Below are 22,494 nucleotides of genomic sequence, written 5' to 3'. Positions count from 1 at the left end.
CATGAATGCAAATGCCGACCCCCTCGAAATACAGAAATTCAGCGAGCTGGCCCACCGCTGGTGGGACCCGACGTCTGAATTCCGCCCCTTGCACGATATCAACCCCCTGCGTCTGGAATGGATCAACGCGCGCGCGCCACTGGCGGGCAAGAACGTGATCGACATCGGTTGCGGCGGCGGTATCCTGTCCGAATCGATGGCCAGAAAAGGCGCCACGGTGACGGGTATCGACCTGTCGAAAAAAGCGCTGCGCGTGGCCGACCTGCACAGCCTCGAATCGGGCGTACCGGTGCGCTACAAGCTGATCGCCGCCGAAGAAATGGCGGCGCAGGAAGCGGGCGGGTTCGACGTCGTGACGTGCATGGAAATGCTGGAACACGTGCCGGATCCGGGCGGCATCGTGCGCGCTGCCGCCGCGCTGGCGAAACCGGGCGGCCACGTATTTTTTTCAACACTGAACCGTAATCCGAAGTCGTACCTGCATGCCGTTATTGGCGCGGAGTACGTGCTGCGCATGCTGCCCCGCGGCACGCACGATTACGACAAATTCATCACGCCGGCGGAGTTGTCGCAATATGTGCGCAGTGCGGGTTTGCAGGTCGAGAGTCTGCGCGGGCTGGGCTATAACCCGCTGACCCGGCTTTACTCGCTGAACAACGACACCAGCGTGAATTACCTGATGGCGTGCACGCGGCCGCTTTAAGCGGTATGTTTACAGTCCTGCAGGCGGCTGCGGTCGCCTCTTCTATTTCAGTCCGACCATGAGCTTTATCACTGTCCCGCGCGCCATCCTCTTCGACCTCGACGGCACGCTTGCCGACACGGCCCCCGACCTGGCAGCAGCGGTCAACCTGCTGCGCACGGAACGCGGCCTGGAGCCCACGCCGTACGAGATTCTGCGCCCCACCGCGTCGGCCGGCGCGCGCGGCATGATCGGCGCATCGTTCGGCCTTGCCCCGCACGACGAAGGTTACGAGGCGTTGCGCCAGGGCTTCTTCGACAACTACGGGGCGGCGATGTCAGTGCACAGCTCGCTGTTCGACGGCGTCCCCGAACTGCTGGACGGTATTGTCGCCGCCGGACTCGTCTGGGGCGTCGTCACCAACAAGCCGGCCCGCTTCACGGACCCGCTGCTGCCATTGATCGGTCTGGACAAGACCGCCTGCGCAATTTCGGGCGACACGACCCCACACCCGAAGCCGCATGCCGCTCCGTTGCTGGAGGCGGCCAAACGCCTGGGCCTGGCACCGGAACAGTGCTGGTACGCGGGCGACGACCTGCGCGACATCCAGGCTGGCAAGGCAGCGGGCATGCCGACCATTGCCTGCCAGTGGGGCTATTGCGGTGCGATCGAGCCCGCCGCCTGGGGTGCCGACTACCTGATGGCCACGCCGCGCGATTTGCTGGAGCTGATCCGCACGACTTTGGAGGGCGGCGCCCTGGCAGCATAAAGCGTTGCACATCCGCACTCGGAGACGCTATTTATTGCAATTGTTATTGCCCAGACTCAACAATGGGCTTACCATAGATGGCAATTAAAATAATAATCCGGCAACAGCCCCAAGGGAGACAGAAATGCCTGGTGAAGAAACGACCGAGCTGTCTCTCACACCGCACAGCACCGCTCCGCAGTTCTGGACGGCCACGGTAGCAGAGAGCAAGTTCTACTGGTACGACCTGCTGGCCGGCGGCGGCCCATTGCCGGATTTTCGCGACCCGGTCGGCCGTTACCTGCGCCGCATGCAGTTCGCGCTCGACGGCACGATGGAGAAGCGCCTGCTGTATTTCCTCATCGCGCGTCCGCGCGTGCGCATCGACACGCATCGCAACGTCAGCTGGGGCTTCTTTTCGCTGAAGCTGACCATTCCCATCCTGCTCGGCGCGGCAGAGCGCAAGAGCACGCTGACGATCGATCTCGACGTCCCGTTCGAGGCGACGCTGAAAAAGCCCACGGTCCAGCTGCAGGACAAATTCCTGCTGCTGAACTGGGGAGCCTTGACGGAAACGCTCAGCATCCACGACCTGATCCAGCGCTACCAGCCAGAGCCGACCTTCCCGAGCACGGTCCTGTACGTCGGCCAGACCCACGACCCGGCCGGCAAGCTGGCCAAAGGGCTGTCGCCGCTCGTCAACCGCCTGCGCGAATCGGTCATGGACGAGAACGACACCTTCCTGCTGATCCAGCGCATGGACGTAAAGGTTGAAACGACCGCGCGCGACATGTCGGAAGAAGCGTCGGTTCGCACGCAGACGGACCTCATCGAAGGTGCACTGATCCGCTACTTCGAGGGCCCGGCGCCCCGCGCGCGCAAGGAGGTGGAATTGGGCACGCGGCGCGAGCGGCTTGAAGAGCTGCAGAAGACATACCTGCTCGAGCGCCTGACGGTCGACCTTGGCTTCAAGGACGCGGACGCTTTCCACGAACTTACGTCCGAACACGTCCCCATCGCACGGCGGCACCTGTTCGAATGCGTGTTCGACCACGGTACCCCGGAGCTCAAGACACTGAGCGCTGCCGGCCGCCCCCTTGTCGAGCTCAAGAACTGAACGTCAAGGATTCACGCCAATGCCCGGCCCCTGCGTTACTTTCGGCTTAAGGGATGCGCGCAGGTCGCGGTTTGAGGTACAATGAACCTTCCTTCTGTGGGGACGACCTGGTTTCGACGTGGGTTGCAAAGCAGAACAGGGCATACCGAGGCCTGGTTACCTCGTAAATACACCCAGAAACAAACTAACTGCAAACGATAACTCGTACGCACTGGCAGCTTAATCGCTGTTAGCTCCACAACACCTCGTCCCTGGGGTGGGCCGTTAAAAGCTGTGGAGTCATTTACAGGGACTCGCGCTCGGAGGGGTCACTTCAAAGAGCGTTAAATCCAAGGTGAATCGCTTCTACGCAGCGTGCTCGTCCGCGTCGTGGAGGTTAAATTAAATGGCAGAGCTAAGTATGTAGAACTGTCTGTGGAGTGCTTGCGGACGCGGGTTCGATTCCCGCCGTCTCCACCACCGAACAAAAGAAAAAGGCCCTGAGCTCGCTCAGGGCCTTTTTCTTTTGTTCTATCGTTGACCGCGGGAATCGGAGCCGCGTCCGTCCAAAGACGGACGCGGGGCCTTGCCGGGGTTTCGTGCCGCATGCGGCACGCCGGCAAGGCGACCCGGGCCTACCAGCCCGGGGCTCTCCGATTCGCCCATTCACGACATCGCTCCGCGATGTCGCCACCGCCCGGAGGGCCACTCAGCGCTCCGCACAACAGCCGAATGTCGGCCCTGTCCCGATCGCCCGATCCTGATCGGATGAGCAGCTGCTCCACTGCTCTTGCCACAGTTTCCGTACACTCCTGCACGGCGCACGGCCCAATTCGCCTAGGGACAATTGTCGATCAGCCCCATACCGTTCAAGCAGTTCTGCTTTCGTCGCTGTCCTGATTTTCGATGGCACCGAGCACCGCTGCAGGGTCGGCGGGCTGGTGCAGCGCCTCAGCCTCGGGGTCGGCCTTGTTGACCACTTGCGGCATATCGCGCCGCAGTTCTTCCAGCAGGCTAATTACCTTGCTGGTTTTCTTTTCCGTCAGTAGGTTAACTTGCAGGTCCAGATGGGTATGCTGATCGGCCAGGCGGGCCATGCGATTTTGGCGAATGAGAACGGTGGTGGTGGTCAGGAAGGCGTTGAACGTTATGATGCCCTGCAGCCAGAAGAACGGCGGCTCATCAAACACTTGCCACCCTAGCTCATCGGCAAAAACGTTAGCGCCGATCCACAGCACGGCAAACGCGACAATGCCTACGAGATACGCGGGCCGCCCGAAGAATAAACTGAGCTTTTCGATCGCTGTCTGCGCACCCGAGCTTTGTTCCCTGTGCCGCGCGTGCAAGGCGCTGATGGTCTCAAGGTTCTCACTCACCGTTGCCGGCAGTTCCACCTCGGGGGCCGGCTTCTGCACCGCGTCATCCATTACGCTGCTCCTTTGTGCAGGAAAGCAGGCAAGGATAGCAGGATGATACCGGTGAGGTCGCCCGCTATCTCGAACGCGTCAGGCGATGTCCAGTGACTCGATATGACGGCGAATCGCCGCGCCAGGCGCGTGCCGACAAATTCCTACAAGAGTTCAACCCGCGCACCTACTCCGCACTTCCGCGACAAAGCCTACGATGCCTTTGTTATCCAACCAACACGGGAGACCCACCATGCAAAACGAAGGCAAGGAAAAAGGCCGCGACCTGTACCAGAAAACCCACGACGGCACCACGAGCGCCGGTTCAATGGGCGCGGGCTCGACGGGCCACGTCGGCACGAAGGAAGGCTACGATGAAGCCGCGCACTCGGGTGGCATGCAATCGGGCGGCCGTACCGACGACCTGTTGGCAGGCGGCTCCGAAGCCGACCAATACGACAAAGGCTTCGCCAGCCCCAAAGGCGCAGGTGAGCTGCAGACGGGTATGGGCGATATGGGCAGCCTGACCGGCGGCAGCCGTGGTAACCGTCAGGAAGGCGATGCGCAGCCCGGCGGCATGGGTGGCTCGATGAGGCCATCCGACCCCGACGGCCTGCAGACGGACGCCGGCAATATGGGTTCCGCTAACGTGCCAGAATCTGGCGGCCAGCGCATCGAAGACGGCACCTCGGGCGACCTGATCGGGCATGGCAATGCGTCCGGCGACAGCCAGCAAAATCGGCAGAGCGGTGAAAACCACGGCAGCCCGTCGGGTGCCGACAGCACCGGTGCGGACCAGCGCGAGATGTACAACGACAACCCGGCTGCTCAAGGCAATCAGGGCGGTAACCAGCAGCGCTGACAAAGGCAGTACCCAGGGTACTGCCGGGCAGCCGAGGCAAACTCGGCTGCCCGGCAGTACAGGAACCGCTCACGGCGATAACGACCTGCATTGCTCCAGGCAGGCGGAAGCGATGCTCCTTAACTCCGGCTATGACGGAGCCGCTCTTGGCATCCGATAAAGCACATGCCGCGCCAACCGATGCCCCACCGGCAACGCCGGATGATCGAAGTCCCCGTCAACATCCCGCACCATCCCGATCCGCTCCATCACCCGCCGCGACCGCAGATTGTCCGGCACCGTGAACGACACAATCTCCGCCAGCATCAACGTATCGAACGCATGCCGCAGCGCCGCCAGCGCCCCTTCGGTCGCAAGCCCCCTGCCCCACCATGGCGACCCAAGCCGCCAGCCGATCTCGTAGCACGGCGCAAACGGCAGGCCGGAAGCGACATGCTTCACGCCGACAAAACCCACCAGTTCCGACGTCTCGCGCAGCGCCGCGGCGAAGTAGCAGGTGCCATGCTGTTCGTACAGTGCGTTCTGCCTGGCGAACAGTAAACGCGCCTCGTCCGGAGAAACGGGACCCGGCAGGAACTCGGTGACCAGCGGGTCGGCGTTGAGCTGCACGAACGGCGCCACATCCTCGGGCTGCCACAGGCGCAGGTCCAGCCGCGCCGTCCGGATAATTGTCATCGCGCCTTCCCCGGCAGCGCTACCATGTTTAAGGCAGAATGACTCATTTGCAAAGGACCTCCATGATCCACGAAATCGCCGAACTCACCATCCAGCCCGGCACCAATGCCGCCTTCGAGGCCGCCGTCGCGCAGGCCGTGCCGCTGTTCCAGCGCGCGCGCGGCTGCGTGTCGATGCGGCTGGACCGCACCTTCGAGCGGCCCGAAACGTACCGCCTCGTCATCGGCTGGCAGACGCTGGAAGACCACACTGTGCACTTCCGCGGCAGCGAGGACTTCCAGGCCTGGCGCGCCCTCGTCGGCAGCTTCTTTGCCGAGGCGCCAAAGGTCGAGCATATCGAAACGGTCGTGACGGGTTTCGGCAGCTGACGGGGGCGCCATCGCGGCGACATGCTTGCCATTTTTGCAGCACAATGATGGCAACGCAACTCTGGAGACAGCACCATGGCCAACACGATTTATCGCAATTTCAAACAGGTCGCCGACGCGGAAAGCGCGCGCACCGCATTGCTCGACGCCGGCTTCCAGCCTTCGGCCGTGCAGCTGAACACGCACGATCCGCGCGGACAGGACACGAGCACGAACGCCGTCGACAACATCATGAACTCGATGACGCCCGACGATGCCGATACGACCGATCACGGTGCGCCGCGCGCGGCCGCGATGCTCACCATCGATGTCGATACCGACGAAGAGCGCGACCAGGCCGATGCCATCGTGCGCGGGTTCGGCGCCAGCGAAGCGTAGTCCCAGGCGCCGGCACGCGGAAAACAGGGGACAGCGCTGCTGTCCCCTGTTTTATTTCGGCTGCTCGATCTCGAACACCTGCCGCAGGTAAGCCAGGAACGTCTCGTCCTTCGACATCGTCTTGCCCGGCGAGTCCGACAGCTTGGCCACCGACTGGCCGTTGCAGCGCACCAGCTTCATGACGATGTTCAGCGGCTGGATACCCAGGTCGTTCGTCAGCCACGTGCCGATGCCGAAACCCGTCATGATGCGGTCGGCAAAGTGGCGGTACAGCGACACGGCCTTGTCCAGGTCCAGGCCATCCGAGAACACCAGGCGCTTCGTGTTCGGGTCGATGCGCAGCTTCTGGTAGTGCGCGATCGCCTTTTCGCCCCAGACGACAGGATCGCCCGAATCGTGGCGCAGGCCGTCGAACAGCTTGGCGAAGTACAGGTCGAAGTCGCGCAGGAACGCGTCCATGCCGACAACGTCCGTCAGGGCGGTGCCCAGGTCGCCGCGGAATTCCTGGACCCAGTCCTCCAGGGCGGCTTTCTGGAAGTCGCGCAGGCGCACGCCGAAGGCCTGGAACGACTGCATGTATTCATGCGCCATCGTGCCGATCGGGTGGATCTTGTAGCGCATCGCCAGGTAGACATTGGACGTGCCCTTGAAGAATTCGGGCACCTCGTGCGCCAGGCGTTCCACCACCTCGTCGTGCCATGCGGCCGAGAAGCGCCGGCGCACGCCGAAGTCGGAGAATTCAAACGGATTGCGCAGCTGGGGTTCGCGGCCAAACTCCTTGAGCGCGGCGATCTTCGCATCGAGCCGGCGACGGCCCTCGGCCAGCGCCGCGGCCTGGTCGAAGCGGCGGAAGTACAGTTCATTGACGATATACAGCACGAAGATCTCGAAGCCCATCACGTGCACCTGCGGACCGACGGCATGGATCGTCAGCCCGTCGCCATCGGTGGCGACGGTGATGAACTTGCGCTGGAAGCGGAACACGGTGAGAAAGTCGACGAAGTCGCTCTTGATGTAGCGCAGCGAACGCAGATACGCCAGTTCCTCTTCCTTGAACGACATCGTGCACAGGTGGTCGAGCTGGCGTTCCACCTCTTCCTTCAGCTCCGCCAGCGGATAGGCGGTCTTGTTGCGGCAGCGGAATTCATACTCCGTCTGCGTGCCCGGATGCCAGTGCAGCAAGGCCTGCCACATCGAGAATTTGTACAGGTCCGTCTCCAGCAGGCTGCGGACGACGGGAACGAATGGTGTGGTATCGGTCATTTCAGCGTCCTGCATTGATCAGCAATTCCTGCAGCACTTCGCCGGCGCGCGCCATCTGCACGCCGCGCTCGCGCATCTCCTCGAGGAACTGCATCTGCTGGCCCTCGAAGCCGCTGACGGGGCTCATGCAGTCGGTGACCAGCACCAGCTTTGCCAGCGCCTCCGGCCCAACTTGCGCGAACTCGGCGACGATGTGTTCCGTGGTCGCCTTGACGCAGTGGCTGCCCGCCTCGCCCGCGATATAGACGCGGTCCGATTGCAGCAGGCTGTCGATCAGCTTGCGGTTCAGCTGCGTGTCGATATCGTCGTCGTCCGGCACTTCGGCCATGACGGCCGAGTAATGCTCGGTCCACGGATTCGAACCCTTGGCGATCTTGGTGACGACGCCCAGCGCCGCGTCTTCCCAGCGGTTGTAGGCAAGGCGCACGTCCTCGTGCACGTTGTGGCCCCACGAACCGATCTCGCAGTGCACGGGCCAGACGATCAGGCGATAGCGGCCATTCGCTTCCAGCGAGTCCAGGTAAGCCTGGGCGCGGGCGCGCGCCTGCGGGTGGCGCGGCAGGTAGCGCGCCGCCCGCAGGTCGCTTGCTGCGATCTGGGTAAAGGGCGCGACCGGGCCGCCGTCCGCGCCGACCCAGAAGGTCGGATGGGCGATATCGTAGCGGTGGTGCGAATCGAGGGTGACGCTGATGGCCGCGATGCCGTCGCGCCCACGGTGGATCACTTCTGCCAGGCGGCGCATGTCCTCGTGCGCGCCGGGTACCGGCAGCGCCGGCTGCACGGCGCGGCTCGTGCCCGGGCTGACCGGCAGGTATGCGGGCGGCAGGTCGCAGAAATCGTTCTGCGGGTCGATGATCAGCAAATGCAGGTGTTGTTTCATTCAGGGCTCCGTTGCGGGCATGCCGACATGATAACGGTTGCCGGCCTTTCCTTCAGGATCCCATGAAAATGGCGCGGCCGCCGGGCCGCGCCACGGGCTTATGCCGCCGCCAGCTCGTCGATGGCGACGCGGCTTTTCGCCAGCGTGTCGGCCAGCGCCTGTTCGCCCAGCGCGACGCCTTCGGCACGGATGAAGGTAATGTCGGTGATGCCCAGGAAGCCCAGCACCGCGCGCAGATACGTGGCCAGGAAGTCGTAGCCGGCCGCGGGGCCTTCGCTGTAGACGCCGCCGCTGGCGGTCACGATATACACTTTCTTGTTCGTCAGCAGGCCGACGGGGCCCGACTCCGTGTACTTGAACGTGCGGCCGGCGCGGGCGATCTGGTCGATGTACGCTTTCAGGCCGGACGGCACGGAGAAGTTGTACATCGGCGCGCCAATGACGATGACGTCGGCGGCGATCGCTTCGTCGACCAGCTGGTCGGACAGCTTGACGGCGTACGCCTGGTCCGCGTTGCGCTTGTCGGCCGGCGTGAAGAACGCGCCCAGCATTTCCTCGTTCAGGTGCGGCACCGGGTTGGCGGCCAGGTCGCGCTCGACGACGGTGTCCTGCGGATGGGCCGCCTGCCATTTGGCGATGAACTCGGCGGAGAGCTGGCGCGACAGCGAGCCGGTGGTACGAACACTGCTATTGATGTACAGAACGTTTGCCATGATGAGCTCCTAAAGTTGGGTAATTGCGTTCATCATAGATCGGGTTTAGTATCGAGGAAATCCACTTTAATTCGATGAGTTCTATCGATTTTCACGATATGCGCGAACCCGGCCTTCCTTCCCTCGACCAGCTGCGCGTCTTTATCGCCGTTATCGACCATGGCGGGTTCGCCCACGCCGCGCGGGTCCTGCATCGTACGCAGTCCGTCATCAGCTACACGATCGCCAATCTGGAGGAGCAGCTCAACGTGGCATTGCTCGACCGCGCCAAACGCAAGCCCACCTTGACGGAGGCAGGCAAGGCGTTGCTCGCCGACGCACGCGCTGTCACCGCCAAGGTGGACGACATGCGGGCGCGCGCCAAGGCGCTGGGCGCAGGGCTGGAGGCGGAGTTGTGTCTGGTCGTCGACATCATGTTCCCCATGTGCCTGCTGGTGACGGTGCTGGAGGCCTTCCGCCGCGAATACCCGACCGTCTCGCTGCGGTTGCACACGGAAGCGCTGGGCGCTGTCATGCAGATGGTGCTGGACGGACGCTGCCAGCTGGGCATCAGCGGCATGCCGCTGGCGATGCCGGATAGCATTGAACGCCAGCTGACGGGCCATGTGACGATGATGCCAGTCTGCGCACCGCACCATCCGCTGGCCGCCATCGAGGGCGTGATCCCGACGGCCACATTGCGAGAGCACCTGCAACTGGTCGTCACGGACCGCAGTCCGCTGACGCAAGGCCAGGATTTCGGCGTGTTCGGCCGCGCCAACTGGCGGCTGGGCGACCTGCACTCGAAACACGCGCTGCTGCGCGGCGGCCTCGGCTGGGGCAGCATGCCGCAGGCAATGATTGCCGACGACCTGGCCAAGGGCCGTCTCGTACCCCTGAAGCCGCAGGACGGCGCGACACTGCAGTACCCGCTCTTCATCATCCACCGCAGCGACGATCCGCTGGGTCCAGCCGGACGCTGGCTCCGGCAGCAGTTCCTCGATCTCGACTACGGCCTGCCGCACGACGCTTTCTGAGCACTGGCACCGGCTTCTGCCTCATTCCTACAGCGGAGGGAGGCGTGCGCCTACTCCTGCCCTGCTCCGTCGGGCATAGCATGAGCATCTGCCGGGTGCCCGGCACCTGGCCATGCTTTTGCAAAGGAAATGGACATGACGAACAAACTCGACAAAATCGGCGGTAATTACCACGACGGGAAAGCGGAAGATGCCGGCTACATGACCCAGAGCGGCAATCACGCCGCCGGGCTCGAAGCCAACGATACCCCAGCGTCAACCGCGAACCCAACATCGGCAGCGCCAACAACGCCGGCAGCCAGCAGAGCGGCGCCGCCGGCAGCTCAGGAGGAATGGACATGACAGCATCGCAATCGATCGGTGGACAGGGCGCACAGGACGGCATCAGCGGTACCCCGTCCGGAACGCAGGGCGCCGACGCGGGCCAGGGCGTCAATCAGGGCGGAAACAAGCAAAGCGGCCAGTCGGACTACCTGGGCGGTTCGCCGCAGGGCCAGGGCGGCGTGGGCAGCCAGCCGTCCGGCAACCAGATGTCGACCAACCAGTCCGGCAGCCAGTCGGGCACGCTGCAGGGCGACGTGCGCACGGGCGAACAGCCGGGCCAGTCGTACGGCGAGCGTTCCCTCAACCAGCAGTCGGGCGACAACGGCAATGAAACGGGCACGGGCGACAGCCGGCAGTCCGGCAGCTATGCGTCCAGCTCACCCGGCGGCTCCGGCGACGTGGCCGACAAGCTGCAGGGCGGACCGGAGAACCAGCAGGGTTCGGGCCAGGGCCTGCAGGGCGGCCCCGGCAGCCAGGATGCGGCCAGCCGCATGCTGGACCAGAAAGGCGGTCCGGGCAACCCGCAGGCGCAAGACCAGCAAAGCGTCCAGCGTGACGGCATGGACAACCAATACCAGAGCACGCGCGGCAATGAGCAGTCCGATGACGCGACGCGCGACGTCGACGATATCGGCAGCAAACGCGCTGCCAGCGTACAGCCGCGCGACAGCGGGAACGAAGACCAGCGCTAAAGCCTGCGTAACGCACACCGGGGTCACGCACCCCGGTGCCAGGTCCGACATCCGGACATTTGTCCGAATGTCGGCCTGACCCGTTTAAAGAGGCTGTCCCACCAGCCGCCGCAGGCGCCGCACCTCCTCGGTCAGATCGACCACCAGCGCGGCCAGCTCCTCGTCCGCGTCGAAATCGCGCTCCACCTGCACCAGCTTGCGGGCACGTACCAGGTCCACGCTGGTGAAGCGCCAGCTTTCCGGCGCGGCGCTCGTCCCGCCCCGCAGAATGCCGGTGCGCACGCGCTGCACTACCCACTCCGGTTCGACGGCGCAGGCACGCGCGATTTCGTCCAGGGTCAGCGCGGCGTCCTCCAGCAGCACGCCGCGGACCGACTCAGTCGTGTCCTCAGTCATGTTTTATCCCCAGGTTTGCGCGCGGATCGAATGTCAGTTCGCGCGCCATCTGTTCGTAGAGCGCCCGCGCTGCCGCCGTGTCGGCCGGCGGCAGCGCCACCTCCAGCATCAGATACAGGTCGCCTGCGGCCGCGCTGCCGGCGGCAGGGATGCCGCGGCCTTTCAGGCGCAGCTTGCGGCCCGTCTGCGATCCCGGCGGCACCGTCACCGTCACACGCCCCGACGGCGTCGGCAAGTCGATCTGCGCGCCCAGCATTGCCTCCCACGGCGCTACCGGCACGGTCTCGTGCACGTCGCGGCCGTCGATCCGGTAACGCGCGTCCGGCGCGAACTCGATCTCCAGATACAGGTCGCCCGAAGCGGCGCCGCCGGCACCGGGATGGCCCTGCCCCGCCAGACGCAATTGCTGGCCCGGCGTCACGCCTTTCGGGATCGTCACGTTCAGCGTGCGTGCGCGCGTGACCACACGTCCCTGCGCATCATGTTCCGGCACGCGCAAGGTAATAGTGCGCGCCGCGCCGTGATAACTGTCGTGCAGCGAAATGCGGATGGTGGCGTGGCTGTCGTCGCCGCGGGTGTGGAAGGTTTGGCGACGGCGCCCGCCCACGTGGGCGAACAGGTCCTTGAAGAAGTCGCTGTCGTCGCCCGTTTCAAAGCCGGCACCCTTTTCGAAGTCCGCGCCCCAACCGGGCGGCGGCCGGAAGCCCTGCCCCGCCTGGCGCGGCGCATTGCCCAGTTCATCGTAGGCGGCACGCTTTTCGGCGTCGCCCAGGACGCCGTATGCTTCGTTCAGTTCCTTGGTTTTCGCATCGGCATCCGTTTCGCGGCTTACGTCGGGATGGTATTTGCGTACGAGCTTGCGGTAGGCGTTCTTGATCTCGTCCTCGCTGGCCGTCTTCGGCACGCCCAGCGTGGCGTAGTAGTCCTTGTATTCCATGTGCTCTCCAGGTCAGTCCTGAAGAGCACAGGTTACATCAAAATCGCGCGTCCTTCAGCGCACCCTTCGCAGCGACGAAATGCGGTCGTTCATCCCTTCCAGGAAGGGATAGCGCCCCGGTCCGAACACCACGCACTGGCCGCCGTAGTCGGCGTGTTCGCACACTTCCCACGTGCCGCGGCGGACGACGAGGGAGCCGGCGCGGTCATTGAAGTCTGCATCGCGCAAGGTGCGCACGTCGCCATCCACATCCACGGTCCTGCCTTCGAAGCGCGCGCCGGCGAACAGCTGCACCGCCTCGCCGCGCCGCTCCCCGCCACCGCGCCAGCCTTCATGGCCGATGCGCTCCTCCTCGCCTTCACGCCAGCCATCGGGACGGTCATCGCGGCGCCCGTCGCCATAGTGGTCGCGGTCGCGGTCGCGCCAGCCTCGTCGTCCCTGCACCTCGCGGGCCGACGAGATATTGTTGTTGAAGCGTTCCAGGTCCGGGTATTCGCCGCGCCGGAACAGCGCGCAGTAGCCGCCGAAGTCCTTGTGCTCGCATACCTCCCACGTGCCGGAACGCACGATCAGGCTGGACGCCTTGTCGTTGAACCCTCCGTCGCGCAGGTTCGGTGCGTCGCCATGCAGCGTGACCTGGTTGCCGCGCAGGCCGTGGTGCTCGAACAGCGTCAACTCGCCGGCGTTGGCGACCTGGGACAGCAGCGTGGAAGCCACCAGCGTGGCAAGGAGGCGTTTCATGAATACTCCGTTCTTGTTATCGGTACCGGCTCAACGCGCCGGTACCGGGCGGCGCACACATGTCGTTGTAACAAATTCCTACCGCGCCGGCCCTGCGCGAGGACGTCGGGTTGGTAGAATGGCGCTTCCCGCAGCGACTTTATTCGACCCTATTCGCCCATGCCCTATTCCTTCTCCCGTTCCAACGTCCATCGCGAAGCATCGAGCCTGTGGCAACTGGCGTGGCCCGTGCTGGTCGGCCAGCTGGCCACCGTCGGCATGGCGGTGGCGGACGTGGCGATGACGGGGCATACGAGCGCCGACGAACTGGCGGCCGTGTCGCTGGGGGCGTCGGTCTGGTCGATCATCCTCGTCACCGTCAACGGCATCATGATGGCCATTAATACGGTTGTCGCGCACGAGGTGGGCGCGGGTGCCTTCGACAAGATTGCGCACTCCGTGCGCCAGGCGCTGTGGAAGGCCGTCGGCGTCGGGCTGTTTGCGGCGCTGATGGCCAACCTGGCCACGCTGCTGTTCGACCATCTCTACCTTGCACCCGCCGTCAGCGAACGCGCGTCGATGTTCGTCCACATCATCAGCATCGGCCTGATACCGTTCGCGGCCTACCGCGCGCTGTACGGATACAGCGCCAGCATCAACCACACCAAACCCGTCATGGTGATTGCCATCATCGGGCTGCTCGTGAACGTGGCGATCAACTGGGTGCTCGTGTTCGGCAATCTGGGCATGCCGAAGATGGGCGCGCTGGGCTGCGCGGTGGCGACGGGCGTCGTCGTCTGGCTCGACCTGATCGCAATGGTGCTGTGGATCCGCATCGCACCCGCCTACCGCCAGACCTATCCGTTCACGCGCTGGGAGTGGCCGCACTGGCCGGAGATCTGGAGCATGCTGAAACTGGGCGTGCCGATCGGCGTGACGTACTTCGCCGAGGTGTCCGTGTTCGGCGCCGTCAGCCTGCTGATCGCGCGCTTCGGCGTCGTCACCGTGTCGGCGCACCAGATCGCGCTCAATTTCGCGTCGCTGACGTTCATGGTGCCGCTGTCGTTCGGCATCGGCATGATCACCCGCGTCGGCCAGGCGCTGGGCGAAGGCAATCCGCAGCAGGCCCGCTTCGCTTCGCTGGTCGGCCTGTCGATGTCGGTGGGTTTTGCCGTGCTGTCGGCCGTTTTCATTGCCGTGTTCCGGCACCAGATCGCCGCGGCCTACACGTCCGACCCGGCCGTGCAGGCGATGTGCGCGCATCTGCTGCTGTTCGCCGCGCTGTTCCAGCTGTCGGACGCTGCCCAGGTGGCCGCGTCGTGTGCGATCCGCGGCTACAAGGTCACGCGCAGCCCGATGGTGATCCAGCTGATCGCGTTCTGGGGCGTCGCGCTGCCGCTTGGGTGCGTGCTGGGACTGGCGCCCGACTGGGTGCCGTTCGCGCCAGCCGAGCCGCTGTCGGCCACGGGCTTCTGGATCGGACTCGTACTGGGCCTGACGGTGGCGGCGGTGCTGCTGACGGTGTCGCTGCTGCGGCTCTCGAAGGCGCGCGCGCTGGCGGTTGCCGAACAATAGTCGGCACGCGCGCCCGTATTTCGAAGATTCGCGGTTGGTCAGCGGGGGCCGTCTCTGGTATTGTCACGCGGTCCTGACTCTTCCATATTTGGCTTCCTTCATGCGCTTCATTCTCAGCTTCCTGGCCCTGCTGGCCGTCGGCTCGGCATCGGCCGAACGTCTCACCCTCGACCGCATCTACGACGATCCCGCACTGGCCGGCCCCGGCGTGCGCGCACTGAAGGTCTCGCCCGATGGCGCCCGCGTGACGTTCCTGCGCGGCCGCGAGGACAACCAGTTCCAGCTGGACCTGTGGGAATTCAACATGAAGGACAAGTCGACGCGCCGCCTGGTCGACTCGAAGACCCTGGTGCCCGACGAGAACCTGTCGGACGCCGAGAAGGCCCGCCGCGAACGCGAGCGCACGGCCAGCCTGAAAGGCATCGTCAGCTACAGCTGGTCGCCGGACGGCAAGCGCCTGCTGGTGCCCATCGCCGGCAACCTGTACCTGATCGACGTCGGCAAACCCGATGCGGCCCGGCTGGTCGCCTCGGGCAACGTGACCGACCCGAAGATTTCGCCGAAGGGCAAATACGTGTCGTTCGTGCGCGACCAGAACCTGTACGTGATCGACCTCGCCACCGGCAAGGAACGCGCGCTGACGACCGACGGCAAGGGCACGCTGCACAACGGCGAAGCCGAATTCGTCGCGCAGGAAGAGATGCACCAGTTCACCGGCTACTACTGGGCGCCGGACGATTCCGCGATCGCCTACCGCCGCTACGACGAAGCGCAGGTGCCGGTGGCGCGCCGCTTCGAGATCTATGCGGACCGCACCGATGTCGTCGAGCAGCGCTACCCGGCGGCCGGGGACAAGAACGCGATCGTCGAACTGCGCATCGTCTCGCCGGCCACGGGCACGACGCGCGACGTGGACCTGGGCCCGGAGCAGGACATCTATCTGGTGCGTGCCGACTGGACGGCCGACAGCCGCCAGCTCGTGTTCCAGCGCCAGACGCGCGACCAGAAGAAGCTCGAACTGATCGCGGTCGATGCAGCCTCGCTCGCGCAGCGCGTGCTGGTGACGGAAACGGAGAAGACGTGGACCAAGATTAACGACGACCTGCGCTTCCTCGCGGACGGCTCCGGCTTCATCTGGGCGTCCGAGCGCAGCGGACGCAATCACCTGTACCTGTTCGACATGAACGGCAAGGTGAAGCACGCGCTGACGCAGGGCGAGTGGCGCGTCGATAACCTGCTGGCCGTCGACGAAAGGGCGGGCAAGGTGTACTTCGCGTCGAACAAGGATGCGATTCCGGACAAGCAGGCGTACGTCGTGGCACTCGACGGCAGCACGGCTGCGAAACCGAAGCGCGTGACGCAGGCCGACGGCTGGCACGACACCAGCTTCGCCCGCAACGGCGAGGTGTTCGTCGACACGTGGTCCGACCCGGCCAACCCGCCGCAGGTGTCGATCCGCAAGCCGGATGGCACGATGGTGACGTGGCTGCAGCATAACGAGGTCGATGCGAAACACCCCTGGTTCAAGTACAAGGCGGACCACCTGCCGACCGAATACGGCACGATGAAGGCGAAGGACGGCCAGACGCTGTACTGGTCGATGATCAAGCCCTATCATTTTGACGCCAAGAAAAAATATCCCGTCTACCTGTCGACGTATGGCGGCCCGGGCGCGCAGCACGTGGCGCGCCGCTGGGGCGACACCTTCGACCAGTACATGGCGCAGCAGGGCTATGTCGTGTTCCGCCTGGATAACCGCGGCTCGTCGCGGCGCGAACGCGCGTTCACGGATGCGATCTACCGCAACCTGGGCAAGGTGGAAGTGGAAGACCAGCTGACGGGCATCGACTGGCTGGGCAAGCAGGGCTTCGTCGACGCGAAGCGCATCGGCGTGTACGGCTGGAGCTATGGCGGCTTCATGGCGCTGCGCCTGCTGTCGCAGGGGTCGGACAAGATTGCCGCCGGCGTCTCCGGCGCACCCGTGACGGACTGGAAGCTGTACGACACCCACTACACGGAACGCTACATGGACCGTCCCGCCGACAATCCGGAGGGCTACAAGGACAGCACCGTGTTCGCCCACGTGGACGGCCTGAAGTCGAAGCTGCTGCTGATCCACGGCATGGCGGACGACAACGTCCTGTTCACCAACAGCACGAAGATGATCGACGCGCTCGTCAACCGCGGCGTGCAGTTCGAGCTGATGACCTACCCTGGCGCCAAGCATGGCATTTCAAACCGCGTGCAGCGGCGCCACGTGCAGGGTTATATCGATGCCTTCTTCCGCAAGCACCTGAAGCCCGATACCGAGTAGCCGGCACGGCTGGCAAGCAAAAACAGCCGCTGAGCGGCTGTTTTTGCTGACGGCACTGGGCCGGTGTTAACGGTTGCCGCGGTCGATCGTGCTATTGGTGTCCAGCGCGTCGTCCACTGCATCGCGGGCGTCGCCCACTTTTTTCTGCACTTTGCCTTCAGCCTGGTTTTTCAGGCCGTCGACCTGCTGCTTCGAGCTGCCTACCAGCTCGCCGGCTTCCTGCTGGATTTTGCCGCCGATTTCCTTTGCCTTGCCTTTGATCTGATCGCTGTTCATGGTCAAGCTCCTCTATGTTGCGGCTGGCGGACCCCACTGGTCCGCGCCTTTTCCGGCACACGCGTGTCGAAGATATCGGTTGCGCGTGTCGTTGGAGAAATCATACGGCGGAGAAGTATTGCCGTCCGTACGCTCCCTAACATTGTCAAACAATTATTCCGGCCGGGTACTTGTCATAGCCAGACGCACGGCCAGGCAGGTACCGCACCTGATCGGCCCGCATGTCGACGCCGTCTACCAGTCGTCCAGATTGCGCACGATGTATGTGTGCCCGCTCCGGAGCGCGGCCAAGGGCGTTCCGCTGCGACAGCCTGCGCCATCATGCGGCGGTCCGCAGTAAAGTGGCATCGGGCGAGAGGCAAACAGCCCTTCTGCGCGGCCGGAATGTCCGCTATAGTTCAACCATGTATTTACTCAAAGCAACATGAGACAGGAGACGCACGATGACACTGCAGGAATTGTTCGATAACCCAGCCGCGTTGCCCACAGCGCCGAAGGTCGTGCAGGATCTGATCCAGAGTTTCGACAAGGCGTCCGTGTCCACCGAGGATGTGGCGCGGAAAGTCGCGCTCGATCCGGTGCTGAGCGCGAAACTGCTTCGCCTTGCCAACTCCGCTTATTACAACGTGTCGCGCAGCATTGGTACCGTCGAGGACGCCGTACTGATGCTGGGATTTGTTGCCGTGCGCACGCTCGTCATCAGTTCCGGCCTCGTCAATGGCTTCAAGGAAGTGACAGGGCTGGATCTGAAGCAGTTCTGGCGCTACAGCATGCACACGGCCGTGGCCGGCAAATGGATGGCAAAGAAGACGCGCGACAACCAGGAGCTGGCATTTACGATCGGCATGATGCACGCGATCGGCGAACTCCTGTTGCATTCGGCGGCGCCCGAGCAGGCCCAGGCACTGGACGCGAATACAGCGCCGCTGGCCCAGCATCGGCTTGACGTCGAAAAACGCACGCTGGGCTTCGGCTATGCCGAGGTCGGGGCGGAACTGGCCCGCCGCTGGCAGTTCCCTGCCGAATTCTCGGACGCGATCGAAGCGTTCCCCACGCCGCTCGCGACGAGCCCGGTCAACCGGCTGTCCGCCCTCGTCCACCTCGGCGCATGGCGCGCCCGTGCCGAGCTGGAACAGCAAACCGAAGAACAGTTACGGGCAAGCGCCCCCGCGGACGTGGCGGCCAGCCTGGGGCTGACGACGGAAATGCTGATCGACGATATGCCGCCGCTGGACGAGCTCAGCGCCGGGCTGGAAGAAATGTTTCGATAGCAACTGATTGGCATCGATATAGTTCGGGCATGACTCCGACAGCCTCCCCGCCGACCAACCTCCGCACCATTCTCTGCGCCGTCATCATCGCCATTGGCACCATACCGATGATATGGGCCAGCCACGGCTGGGCCACGGCGCCACGCGGCCCTTCCGGGCAGCCTGGCTTTGGCCCCGGCCTGGTCTGCTTTGTTGCCTGGGTACTGATGGCGGGCACCCACGTCCCCTGCACGGGTTACCTGCTGTACTCGGCCTGCACGCGCCGCGTGAGGAACCGGGCCGCGGCGAACAGCCTGGGCGCGGCAGCGTTCGTCCTGCTGCTGCTGCCTGTGCTGTACGTGTATACGTTGCCGGGTTGAAGGTCGATCGTTATCGATTGGGCAAGCCCAAAAAGAATTTCAAAATATTTTTCAAAAACCCTAAAGTTCCGCTCACGCCTGACGTTAATCCAGACAAGCGGTACTCCATCGACGTTTTTGAAGGCTGATCATGACCTCCACCGAAGTTCTCTCCATGTACGAAAACATTGCCGGCCTGACGGGCAAGATGGCGGTGGCGGCGCAGATGGGCGACTGGAATGGCCTGGATCGGCTGGAAAATCAGTGTGCAGCCGCTGCCGTGCCCGCGATTGGCGGCGTGCCCAAGCTGGAAGGTTCGGCCCGCCAGCGCAAGATCGACCTGCTCAGGCAGATTCTCGCCAACGACCGCGCCGTGCGCGACGTGACGGAGCCATGGATGGGCCAGCTGAACGGCTGAGATCCGTTGCTGAAATAACAAAGCGCCCATGGGGCGCTTTTTTCATGTCTGCCGGGGGAGCAGACCGGCAATGGACGGCTCAGGCAGCCCCGGCTTCGGCGGGCGCTTCCTCTTCCGCCGTTGCCGCCTCGGCAATGGCCTTCTTGCGCCAGCTCTGCCACACCTTGATCTGCGCGCTGGCCTGTTTCGCCTTGCGGCGGCGCACCAGATGGACGATGACGCCGACGACGAGCAGCAGTGCCACGCTGCCGGCAGCGATCATCGTCAGCACCTTCGGCCGCGACATCTTCTTCTCCTTGACGGGCTCCTGGGGCGGCGGCGCCGCTTTCCTTACCTCCGGCGCGGGCGCGGGTGCGGCCGGCTGGCCGGCTTCGCGCGCCGCCGCAGCTGTCGACGCAACCTCCCTGTCCAGCGCTGCCTTGTCCGCACGCGCATCCGTGATCTTGCCGGCCGCTGTGCGGCCCGGCGGCTCCGTTGCCGTGACGACCGCAGCGCTTTGCTCGACGTGGCTCGCCGGCACGGCGGCCGGCGCCGCAGCGGCCGGTGCCGGCGCTTTGGTATCCGGCGACCTAGTTGTGGCCGGTGCGGCGGCCGGTGCGGCAGCCGCTGGCGGCGCAGCCGCATTTTTCGCCACCGCCGCCTGCAGCGACTTCAGCTTGGCTTCCAGCTCGGCCAGCTTCTTGAGTAATGCCTTGTCCGCGGCCGGCCCGACCGGGACCGGCTCCGTCGGCTTCGCGATGACAGGCAGCGGCGGCACGATCGATACTGCCGGCTTTTCCGCGGGCTTTGCCGGCGCGGGTGAGGTCTTGCCGGCGACCTTTGCGGTCGCGGGCGCGGGTTTTTCAGTGACCTTATGATCGGCCAGTGCAGGCTTCTCGACAATTTTATGAACGGCTGGCACCGGCTTCTCAACGGCCTTGATCGGCGTGGATGCGGGCTTTTCGATTACCGTTGCTCCAACCGCCGGCACGGCACGCGCTGGCGCCGGTGCTGCCGTCTTTCCGGCCGACCGCGCGGCGAACGCGCGCTCGACGGCGCCCATCAGCTCCGCCTCGGCCCTGGTTGCCTGCCGCCCCGGCGTCCCGGCGGTGGCAAGTTGTATCGCGATACCGGACGGACGGGACCGCGGGGAGGATTCGGGCGCCGACGACACGACCGGCGCGCCCGCGACCCTGGTCGGCTGCGCCGCCGGTACCGGTGTGGGCGCGGGCGGTGCCGGGGGCGCGGCACGCAGCCACAAGGACACGCCGCGCACACTCTGGCGCCCGGCGCTCGTCAGCTCGAAATACAGATGCAGCACTTCCGACTGGATGGGCGCGCTGGTCGTCAGGTGCAATACGCGGCGCGCGTCGCGTTTCGCGATCGTGATGTTCATCCCGGCCAGCGCCGGGCTCATCGACACGTTCGCGCCCTGGAACACGTTGCGGCTGGCCAGGCGCACCTGCAGGTCGGCCAGGTCCTGCGGGGTCAGGTCGACCAGCTCGACGTCCGCAACCAGCTGTTCCCCCACATGCGAACGCACGTTGGCTTCGCCCAGCTCGGCGGCATCAACGCCGGCGACGGCGATCCCGAGAACGATGGCGGCGGTGGAAGTGAGCTTGGACATGGCTGGATTATTTCCTGAACGTAAGTCTATAACGGCACGTTTCAGGATTATTTAAGTGCCGCACCCAAAAATCGTCGCTGCGCTACACTCGAACGTGTCAATGAAACACTATTAATCCAACACCATTGCAAAGGATTTTCATGGAAAGCAGAATCGAACGCGACAGTTTCGGCCCGATCGACGTCCCGGCGGACCGGCTGTGGGGCGCCCAGACGCAGCGCTCGCTGCACCACTTTCACATCTCCACGGAACGCATGCCGCCGGAGCTGATCGCCGCGCTGGCGCAGGTGAAGCGGGCGGCGGCACGCGTCAACGTGGACCTTGGCGTACTGGACAGCACCAAGGCGGACGCCATCACGCGCGCTGCGGATGAAGTCCTGGAAGGCAGGCACGCGGGCGAATTTCCGCTGGCCGTCTGGCAGACGGGTTCCGGCACGCAATCGAATATGAACATGAACGAAGTGCTGGCCAACCGCGGTTCCGAACTGCTGGGCGGCGTGCGCGGCGAAGAGCGCAAGCTGCACCCGAATGACGACGTCAACAAGGGCCAGTCGTCCAACGATATCTTCCCGACGGCGATCCATGTGGCCGCCGCCACGGCCGTCGCGACCGACGTGCTGCCGGCACTGCGCCAGTTGCGCGCCACGCTGGACGCCAAGGCGCAGGCATTTGCCGACATCGTCAAGATCGGCCGCACCCACCTGCAGGATGCGACCCCGCTGACCCTCGGCCAGGAATTTTCCGGCTACGTTGCCCAGCTGGACCATGCGGAGCGAGCGCTCACCAATGCCCTGCCCGCCGTGCTGGAGCTGGCTGCGGGCGGCACCGCCGTCGGCACGGGCTTGAATGCGCACCCGGAATACGCCACCAGGATCGCGGCCGAACTGGCAGAGCGGCTGAACCTGCCGTTCCGCAGCGCCGACAACAAGTTTGCCGCGCTGGCCGGTCACGAGGCCCTTATCGCGGCGCATGGCGCTTTGAAAACGCTGGCAGCTGCAATGTTCAAGATCGCCAACGACGTGCGCTGGATGGCGTCCGGCCCCCGCTCCGGCCTGGGCGAAATCACCATTCCAGAGAACGAGCCAGGCAGCTCGATCATGCCGGGCAAGGTCAACCCAACCCAATGCGAAGCCATCACGATGCTGTGCTGCCAGGTGTTCGGGAACGACGTGGCCATCACGATGGGCGGCGCTTCCGGCAATTTCGAACTGAACGTCTACAAGCCGCTGCTGGCGCATAATTTCCTGCAGAGCGCGCGCCTGCTGGCCGACGGCATGCGCAGCTTCGACGAACATTGCGCCCAGGGCATCGAACCCAACCGCGAACGCATCGGCGAACTGATGGAACGCTCGCTGATGCTGGTCACGGCGCTGGCCCCGCACATCGGGTATGATCGCGCCGCGCAAATTGCCAAGAAAGCCCAGCACGAAGGCACCACGTTACGCGACGCCGCGCTGGCGCTGGGGTTCGTCACGGCGGAGCAGTTCGAAGGGTGGATCGTGCCGCTGGCAATGACCCGGCCGGACGCGAAGGGCTGACA

General features: G+C 64.6%; 25 protein-coding genes and 1 other RNA gene. 16 read left to right on the top strand and 10 right to left on the bottom strand.

What is annotated here, in order from left to right:
* Position 1: 1 nt before the first annotated feature.
* The 4 genes from ubiG to ssrA all read left to right on the top strand — a co-directional run bounded on the left by ubiG (position 2) and on the right by ssrA (position 3,006).
* On the top strand, positions 2-703 hold the full coding sequence (gene ubiG, locus E1742_RS22910) for a bifunctional 2-polyprenyl-6-hydroxyphenol methylase/3-demethylubiquinol 3-O-methyltransferase UbiG (protein WP_134387401.1): 702 nt from the start codon (positions 2-4) through the stop codon (positions 701-703).
* A gap of 58 nt (positions 704-761) precedes the next feature.
* Positions 762-1,451 carry an HAD family hydrolase gene (locus E1742_RS22905; protein WP_134387400.1) on the top strand — a complete coding sequence of 230 codons (690 nt, stop codon included), beginning with the start codon at positions 762-764 and terminating at the stop codon, positions 1,449-1,451.
* Between the two features lie 124 nt (positions 1,452-1,575).
* Positions 1,576-2,547: a hypothetical protein gene (locus E1742_RS22900; RefSeq protein WP_134387399.1), complete on the top strand. Its 972-nt coding sequence runs from the start codon at positions 1,576-1,578 to the stop codon at positions 2,545-2,547.
* Between the two features lie 98 nt (positions 2,548-2,645).
* Positions 2,646-3,006, top strand: a transfer-messenger RNA (tmRNA) gene (gene ssrA / locus E1742_RS22895).
* Positions 3,007-3,395: 389 nt separating this feature from the next.
* On the opposite strand, the gene E1742_RS22890 is transcribed toward ssrA, so the two are convergent.
* Positions 3,396-3,953, bottom strand: a complete 558-nt coding sequence (locus E1742_RS22890; protein WP_134387398.1) for a DUF1003 domain-containing protein — start codon at positions 3,951-3,953, stop codon at positions 3,396-3,398.
* A 232-nt stretch (positions 3,954-4,185) separates the two neighbouring features.
* On the opposite strand from E1742_RS22890, the gene E1742_RS22885 reads away from it, so the two are divergent.
* On the top strand, positions 4,186-4,794 hold the full coding sequence (locus tag E1742_RS22885) for a hypothetical protein (RefSeq protein ID WP_134387397.1): 609 nt from the start codon (positions 4,186-4,188) through the stop codon (positions 4,792-4,794).
* A gap of 129 nt (positions 4,795-4,923) precedes the next feature.
* On the opposite strand, the gene E1742_RS22880 is transcribed toward E1742_RS22885, so the two are convergent.
* Complete coding sequence (locus E1742_RS22880) at positions 4,924-5,469, bottom strand: GNAT family N-acetyltransferase (RefSeq protein ID WP_134387396.1); 546 nt, start codon at positions 5,467-5,469, stop codon at positions 4,924-4,926.
* A gap of 62 nt (positions 5,470-5,531) precedes the next feature.
* Here E1742_RS22880 and E1742_RS22875 point away from each other — a divergent pair, with 62 nt between their 5' ends.
* Positions 5,532-5,837, top strand: coding sequence for an antibiotic biosynthesis monooxygenase family protein (locus E1742_RS22875; RefSeq protein ID WP_134387395.1), 306 nt, complete (start codon positions 5,532-5,534; stop codon positions 5,835-5,837).
* A 75-nt stretch (positions 5,838-5,912) separates the two neighbouring features.
* On the top strand, positions 5,913-6,215 hold the full coding sequence (locus tag E1742_RS22870) for a hypothetical protein (RefSeq protein WP_134387394.1): 303 nt from the start codon (positions 5,913-5,915) through the stop codon (positions 6,213-6,215).
* A gap of 51 nt (positions 6,216-6,266) precedes the next feature.
* On the opposite strand, the gene pncB is transcribed toward E1742_RS22870, so the two are convergent.
* From pncB to E1742_RS22855, 3 genes are all read right to left on the bottom strand, one after another.
* On the bottom strand, positions 6,267-7,478 hold the full coding sequence (pncB, locus tag E1742_RS22865) for a nicotinate phosphoribosyltransferase (protein ID WP_134387393.1): 1,212 nt from the start codon (positions 7,476-7,478) through the stop codon (positions 6,267-6,269).
* A 1-nt stretch (position 7,479) separates the two neighbouring features.
* Complete coding sequence (locus E1742_RS22860; protein WP_134387392.1) at positions 7,480-8,358, bottom strand: cysteine hydrolase family protein; 879 nt, start codon at positions 8,356-8,358, stop codon at positions 7,480-7,482.
* 98 nt (positions 8,359-8,456) lie between these two features.
* A complete protein-coding gene (locus E1742_RS22855) occupies positions 8,457-9,071 on the bottom strand; it encodes an FMN-dependent NADH-azoreductase (RefSeq protein WP_134387391.1) in 615 nt (204 codons plus the stop codon).
* Positions 9,072-9,145: 74 nt separating this feature from the next.
* Here E1742_RS22855 and E1742_RS22850 point away from each other — a divergent pair, with 74 nt between their 5' ends.
* The 3 genes from E1742_RS22850 (at position 9,146) to E1742_RS22840 (ending at position 11,103) form a co-directional block, all read left to right on the top strand.
* Complete coding sequence (locus E1742_RS22850; protein WP_503826302.1) at positions 9,146-10,087, top strand: LysR family transcriptional regulator; 942 nt, start codon at positions 9,146-9,148, stop codon at positions 10,085-10,087.
* Between the two features lie 135 nt (positions 10,088-10,222).
* Positions 10,223-10,429: a hypothetical protein gene (locus E1742_RS22845; protein WP_134387390.1), complete on the top strand. Its 207-nt coding sequence runs from the start codon at positions 10,223-10,225 to the stop codon at positions 10,427-10,429.
* Positions 10,426-11,103 carry a hypothetical protein gene (locus tag E1742_RS22840; RefSeq protein ID WP_134387389.1) on the top strand — a complete coding sequence of 226 codons (678 nt, stop codon included), beginning with the start codon at positions 10,426-10,428 and terminating at the stop codon, positions 11,101-11,103. Before E1742_RS22845 ends, E1742_RS22840 begins: the two co-directional genes overlap by 4 nt.
* 84 nt (positions 11,104-11,187) lie before the next feature.
* On the opposite strand, the gene E1742_RS22835 is transcribed toward E1742_RS22840, so the two are convergent.
* From E1742_RS22835 to E1742_RS22825, 3 genes are read right to left on the bottom strand one after another with little or no spacing between them, the layout of a single operon-like run.
* Positions 11,188-11,499 (bottom strand): chaperone modulator CbpM, encoded by a 312-nt coding sequence (locus E1742_RS22835; RefSeq protein WP_134387388.1) that lies wholly within the window; start codon positions 11,497-11,499, stop codon positions 11,188-11,190.
* Positions 11,492-12,436, bottom strand: a complete 945-nt coding sequence (locus tag E1742_RS22830) for a DnaJ C-terminal domain-containing protein (RefSeq protein ID WP_134387387.1) — start codon at positions 12,434-12,436, stop codon at positions 11,492-11,494. Before E1742_RS22830 ends, E1742_RS22835 begins: the two co-directional genes overlap by 8 nt.
* Positions 12,437-12,490: 54 nt before the next feature.
* Positions 12,491-13,177, bottom strand: a complete 687-nt coding sequence (locus tag E1742_RS22825; protein WP_134387386.1) for a beta/gamma crystallin family protein — start codon at positions 13,175-13,177, stop codon at positions 12,491-12,493.
* Between the two features lie 159 nt (positions 13,178-13,336).
* On the opposite strand from E1742_RS22825, the gene E1742_RS22820 reads away from it, so the two are divergent.
* Positions 13,337-14,731: an MATE family efflux transporter gene (locus tag E1742_RS22820; protein WP_134387385.1), complete on the top strand. Its 1,395-nt coding sequence runs from the start codon at positions 13,337-13,339 to the stop codon at positions 14,729-14,731.
* 100 nt (positions 14,732-14,831) lie between these two features.
* Positions 14,832-17,045 carry a S9 family peptidase gene (locus E1742_RS22815; protein WP_134387384.1) on the top strand — a complete coding sequence of 738 codons (2,214 nt, stop codon included), beginning with the start codon at positions 14,832-14,834 and terminating at the stop codon, positions 17,043-17,045.
* A 66-nt stretch (positions 17,046-17,111) separates the two neighbouring features.
* On the opposite strand, the gene E1742_RS22810 is transcribed toward E1742_RS22815, so the two are convergent.
* Positions 17,112-17,321, bottom strand: coding sequence for a CsbD family protein (locus tag E1742_RS22810; RefSeq protein WP_134387383.1), 210 nt, complete (start codon positions 17,319-17,321; stop codon positions 17,112-17,114).
* A 443-nt stretch (positions 17,322-17,764) separates the two neighbouring features.
* On the opposite strand from E1742_RS22810, the gene E1742_RS22805 reads away from it, so the two are divergent.
* The 3 genes from E1742_RS22805 (at position 17,765) to E1742_RS22795 (ending at position 19,348) form a co-directional block, all read left to right on the top strand.
* A complete protein-coding gene (locus tag E1742_RS22805; RefSeq protein WP_134387382.1) occupies positions 17,765-18,592 on the top strand; it encodes an HDOD domain-containing protein in 828 nt (275 codons plus the stop codon).
* 29 nt (positions 18,593-18,621) lie between these two features.
* Positions 18,622-18,951, top strand: coding sequence for a hypothetical protein (locus E1742_RS22800; RefSeq protein ID WP_134387381.1), 330 nt, complete (start codon positions 18,622-18,624; stop codon positions 18,949-18,951).
* A gap of 130 nt (positions 18,952-19,081) precedes the next feature.
* Positions 19,082-19,348, top strand: a complete 267-nt coding sequence (locus tag E1742_RS22795) for a flagellar protein FliT (RefSeq protein WP_134387380.1) — start codon at positions 19,082-19,084, stop codon at positions 19,346-19,348.
* 79 nt (positions 19,349-19,427) lie between these two features.
* Here the strand turns inward: E1742_RS22795 and E1742_RS22790 are convergent, their stop codons facing one another.
* The gene (locus tag E1742_RS22790; RefSeq protein ID WP_134387379.1) at positions 19,428-20,954 is read right to left on the bottom strand and encodes a type IV pilus assembly protein FimV; all 1,527 of its coding nucleotides are present in this window, start codon (positions 20,952-20,954) and stop codon (positions 19,428-19,430) included.
* A 140-nt stretch (positions 20,955-21,094) separates the two neighbouring features.
* On the opposite strand from E1742_RS22790, the gene fumC reads away from it, so the two are divergent.
* Positions 21,095-22,492, top strand: a complete 1,398-nt coding sequence (gene fumC / locus E1742_RS22785) for a class II fumarate hydratase (protein ID WP_134387378.1) — start codon at positions 21,095-21,097, stop codon at positions 22,490-22,492.
* The last annotated feature ends 2 nt before the right edge of the window (positions 22,493-22,494 follow it).

Origin of the sequence: Pseudoduganella plicata (assembly GCF_004421005.1) — a bacterium.
Taxonomy (GTDB): Bacteria; Pseudomonadota; Gammaproteobacteria; order Burkholderiales; family Burkholderiaceae_D; genus Rugamonas; species Rugamonas plicata.
The sequence above is the reverse complement of the archived record's forward strand: the minus strand, read 5'-3'. Positions and strand labels throughout refer to the sequence as shown.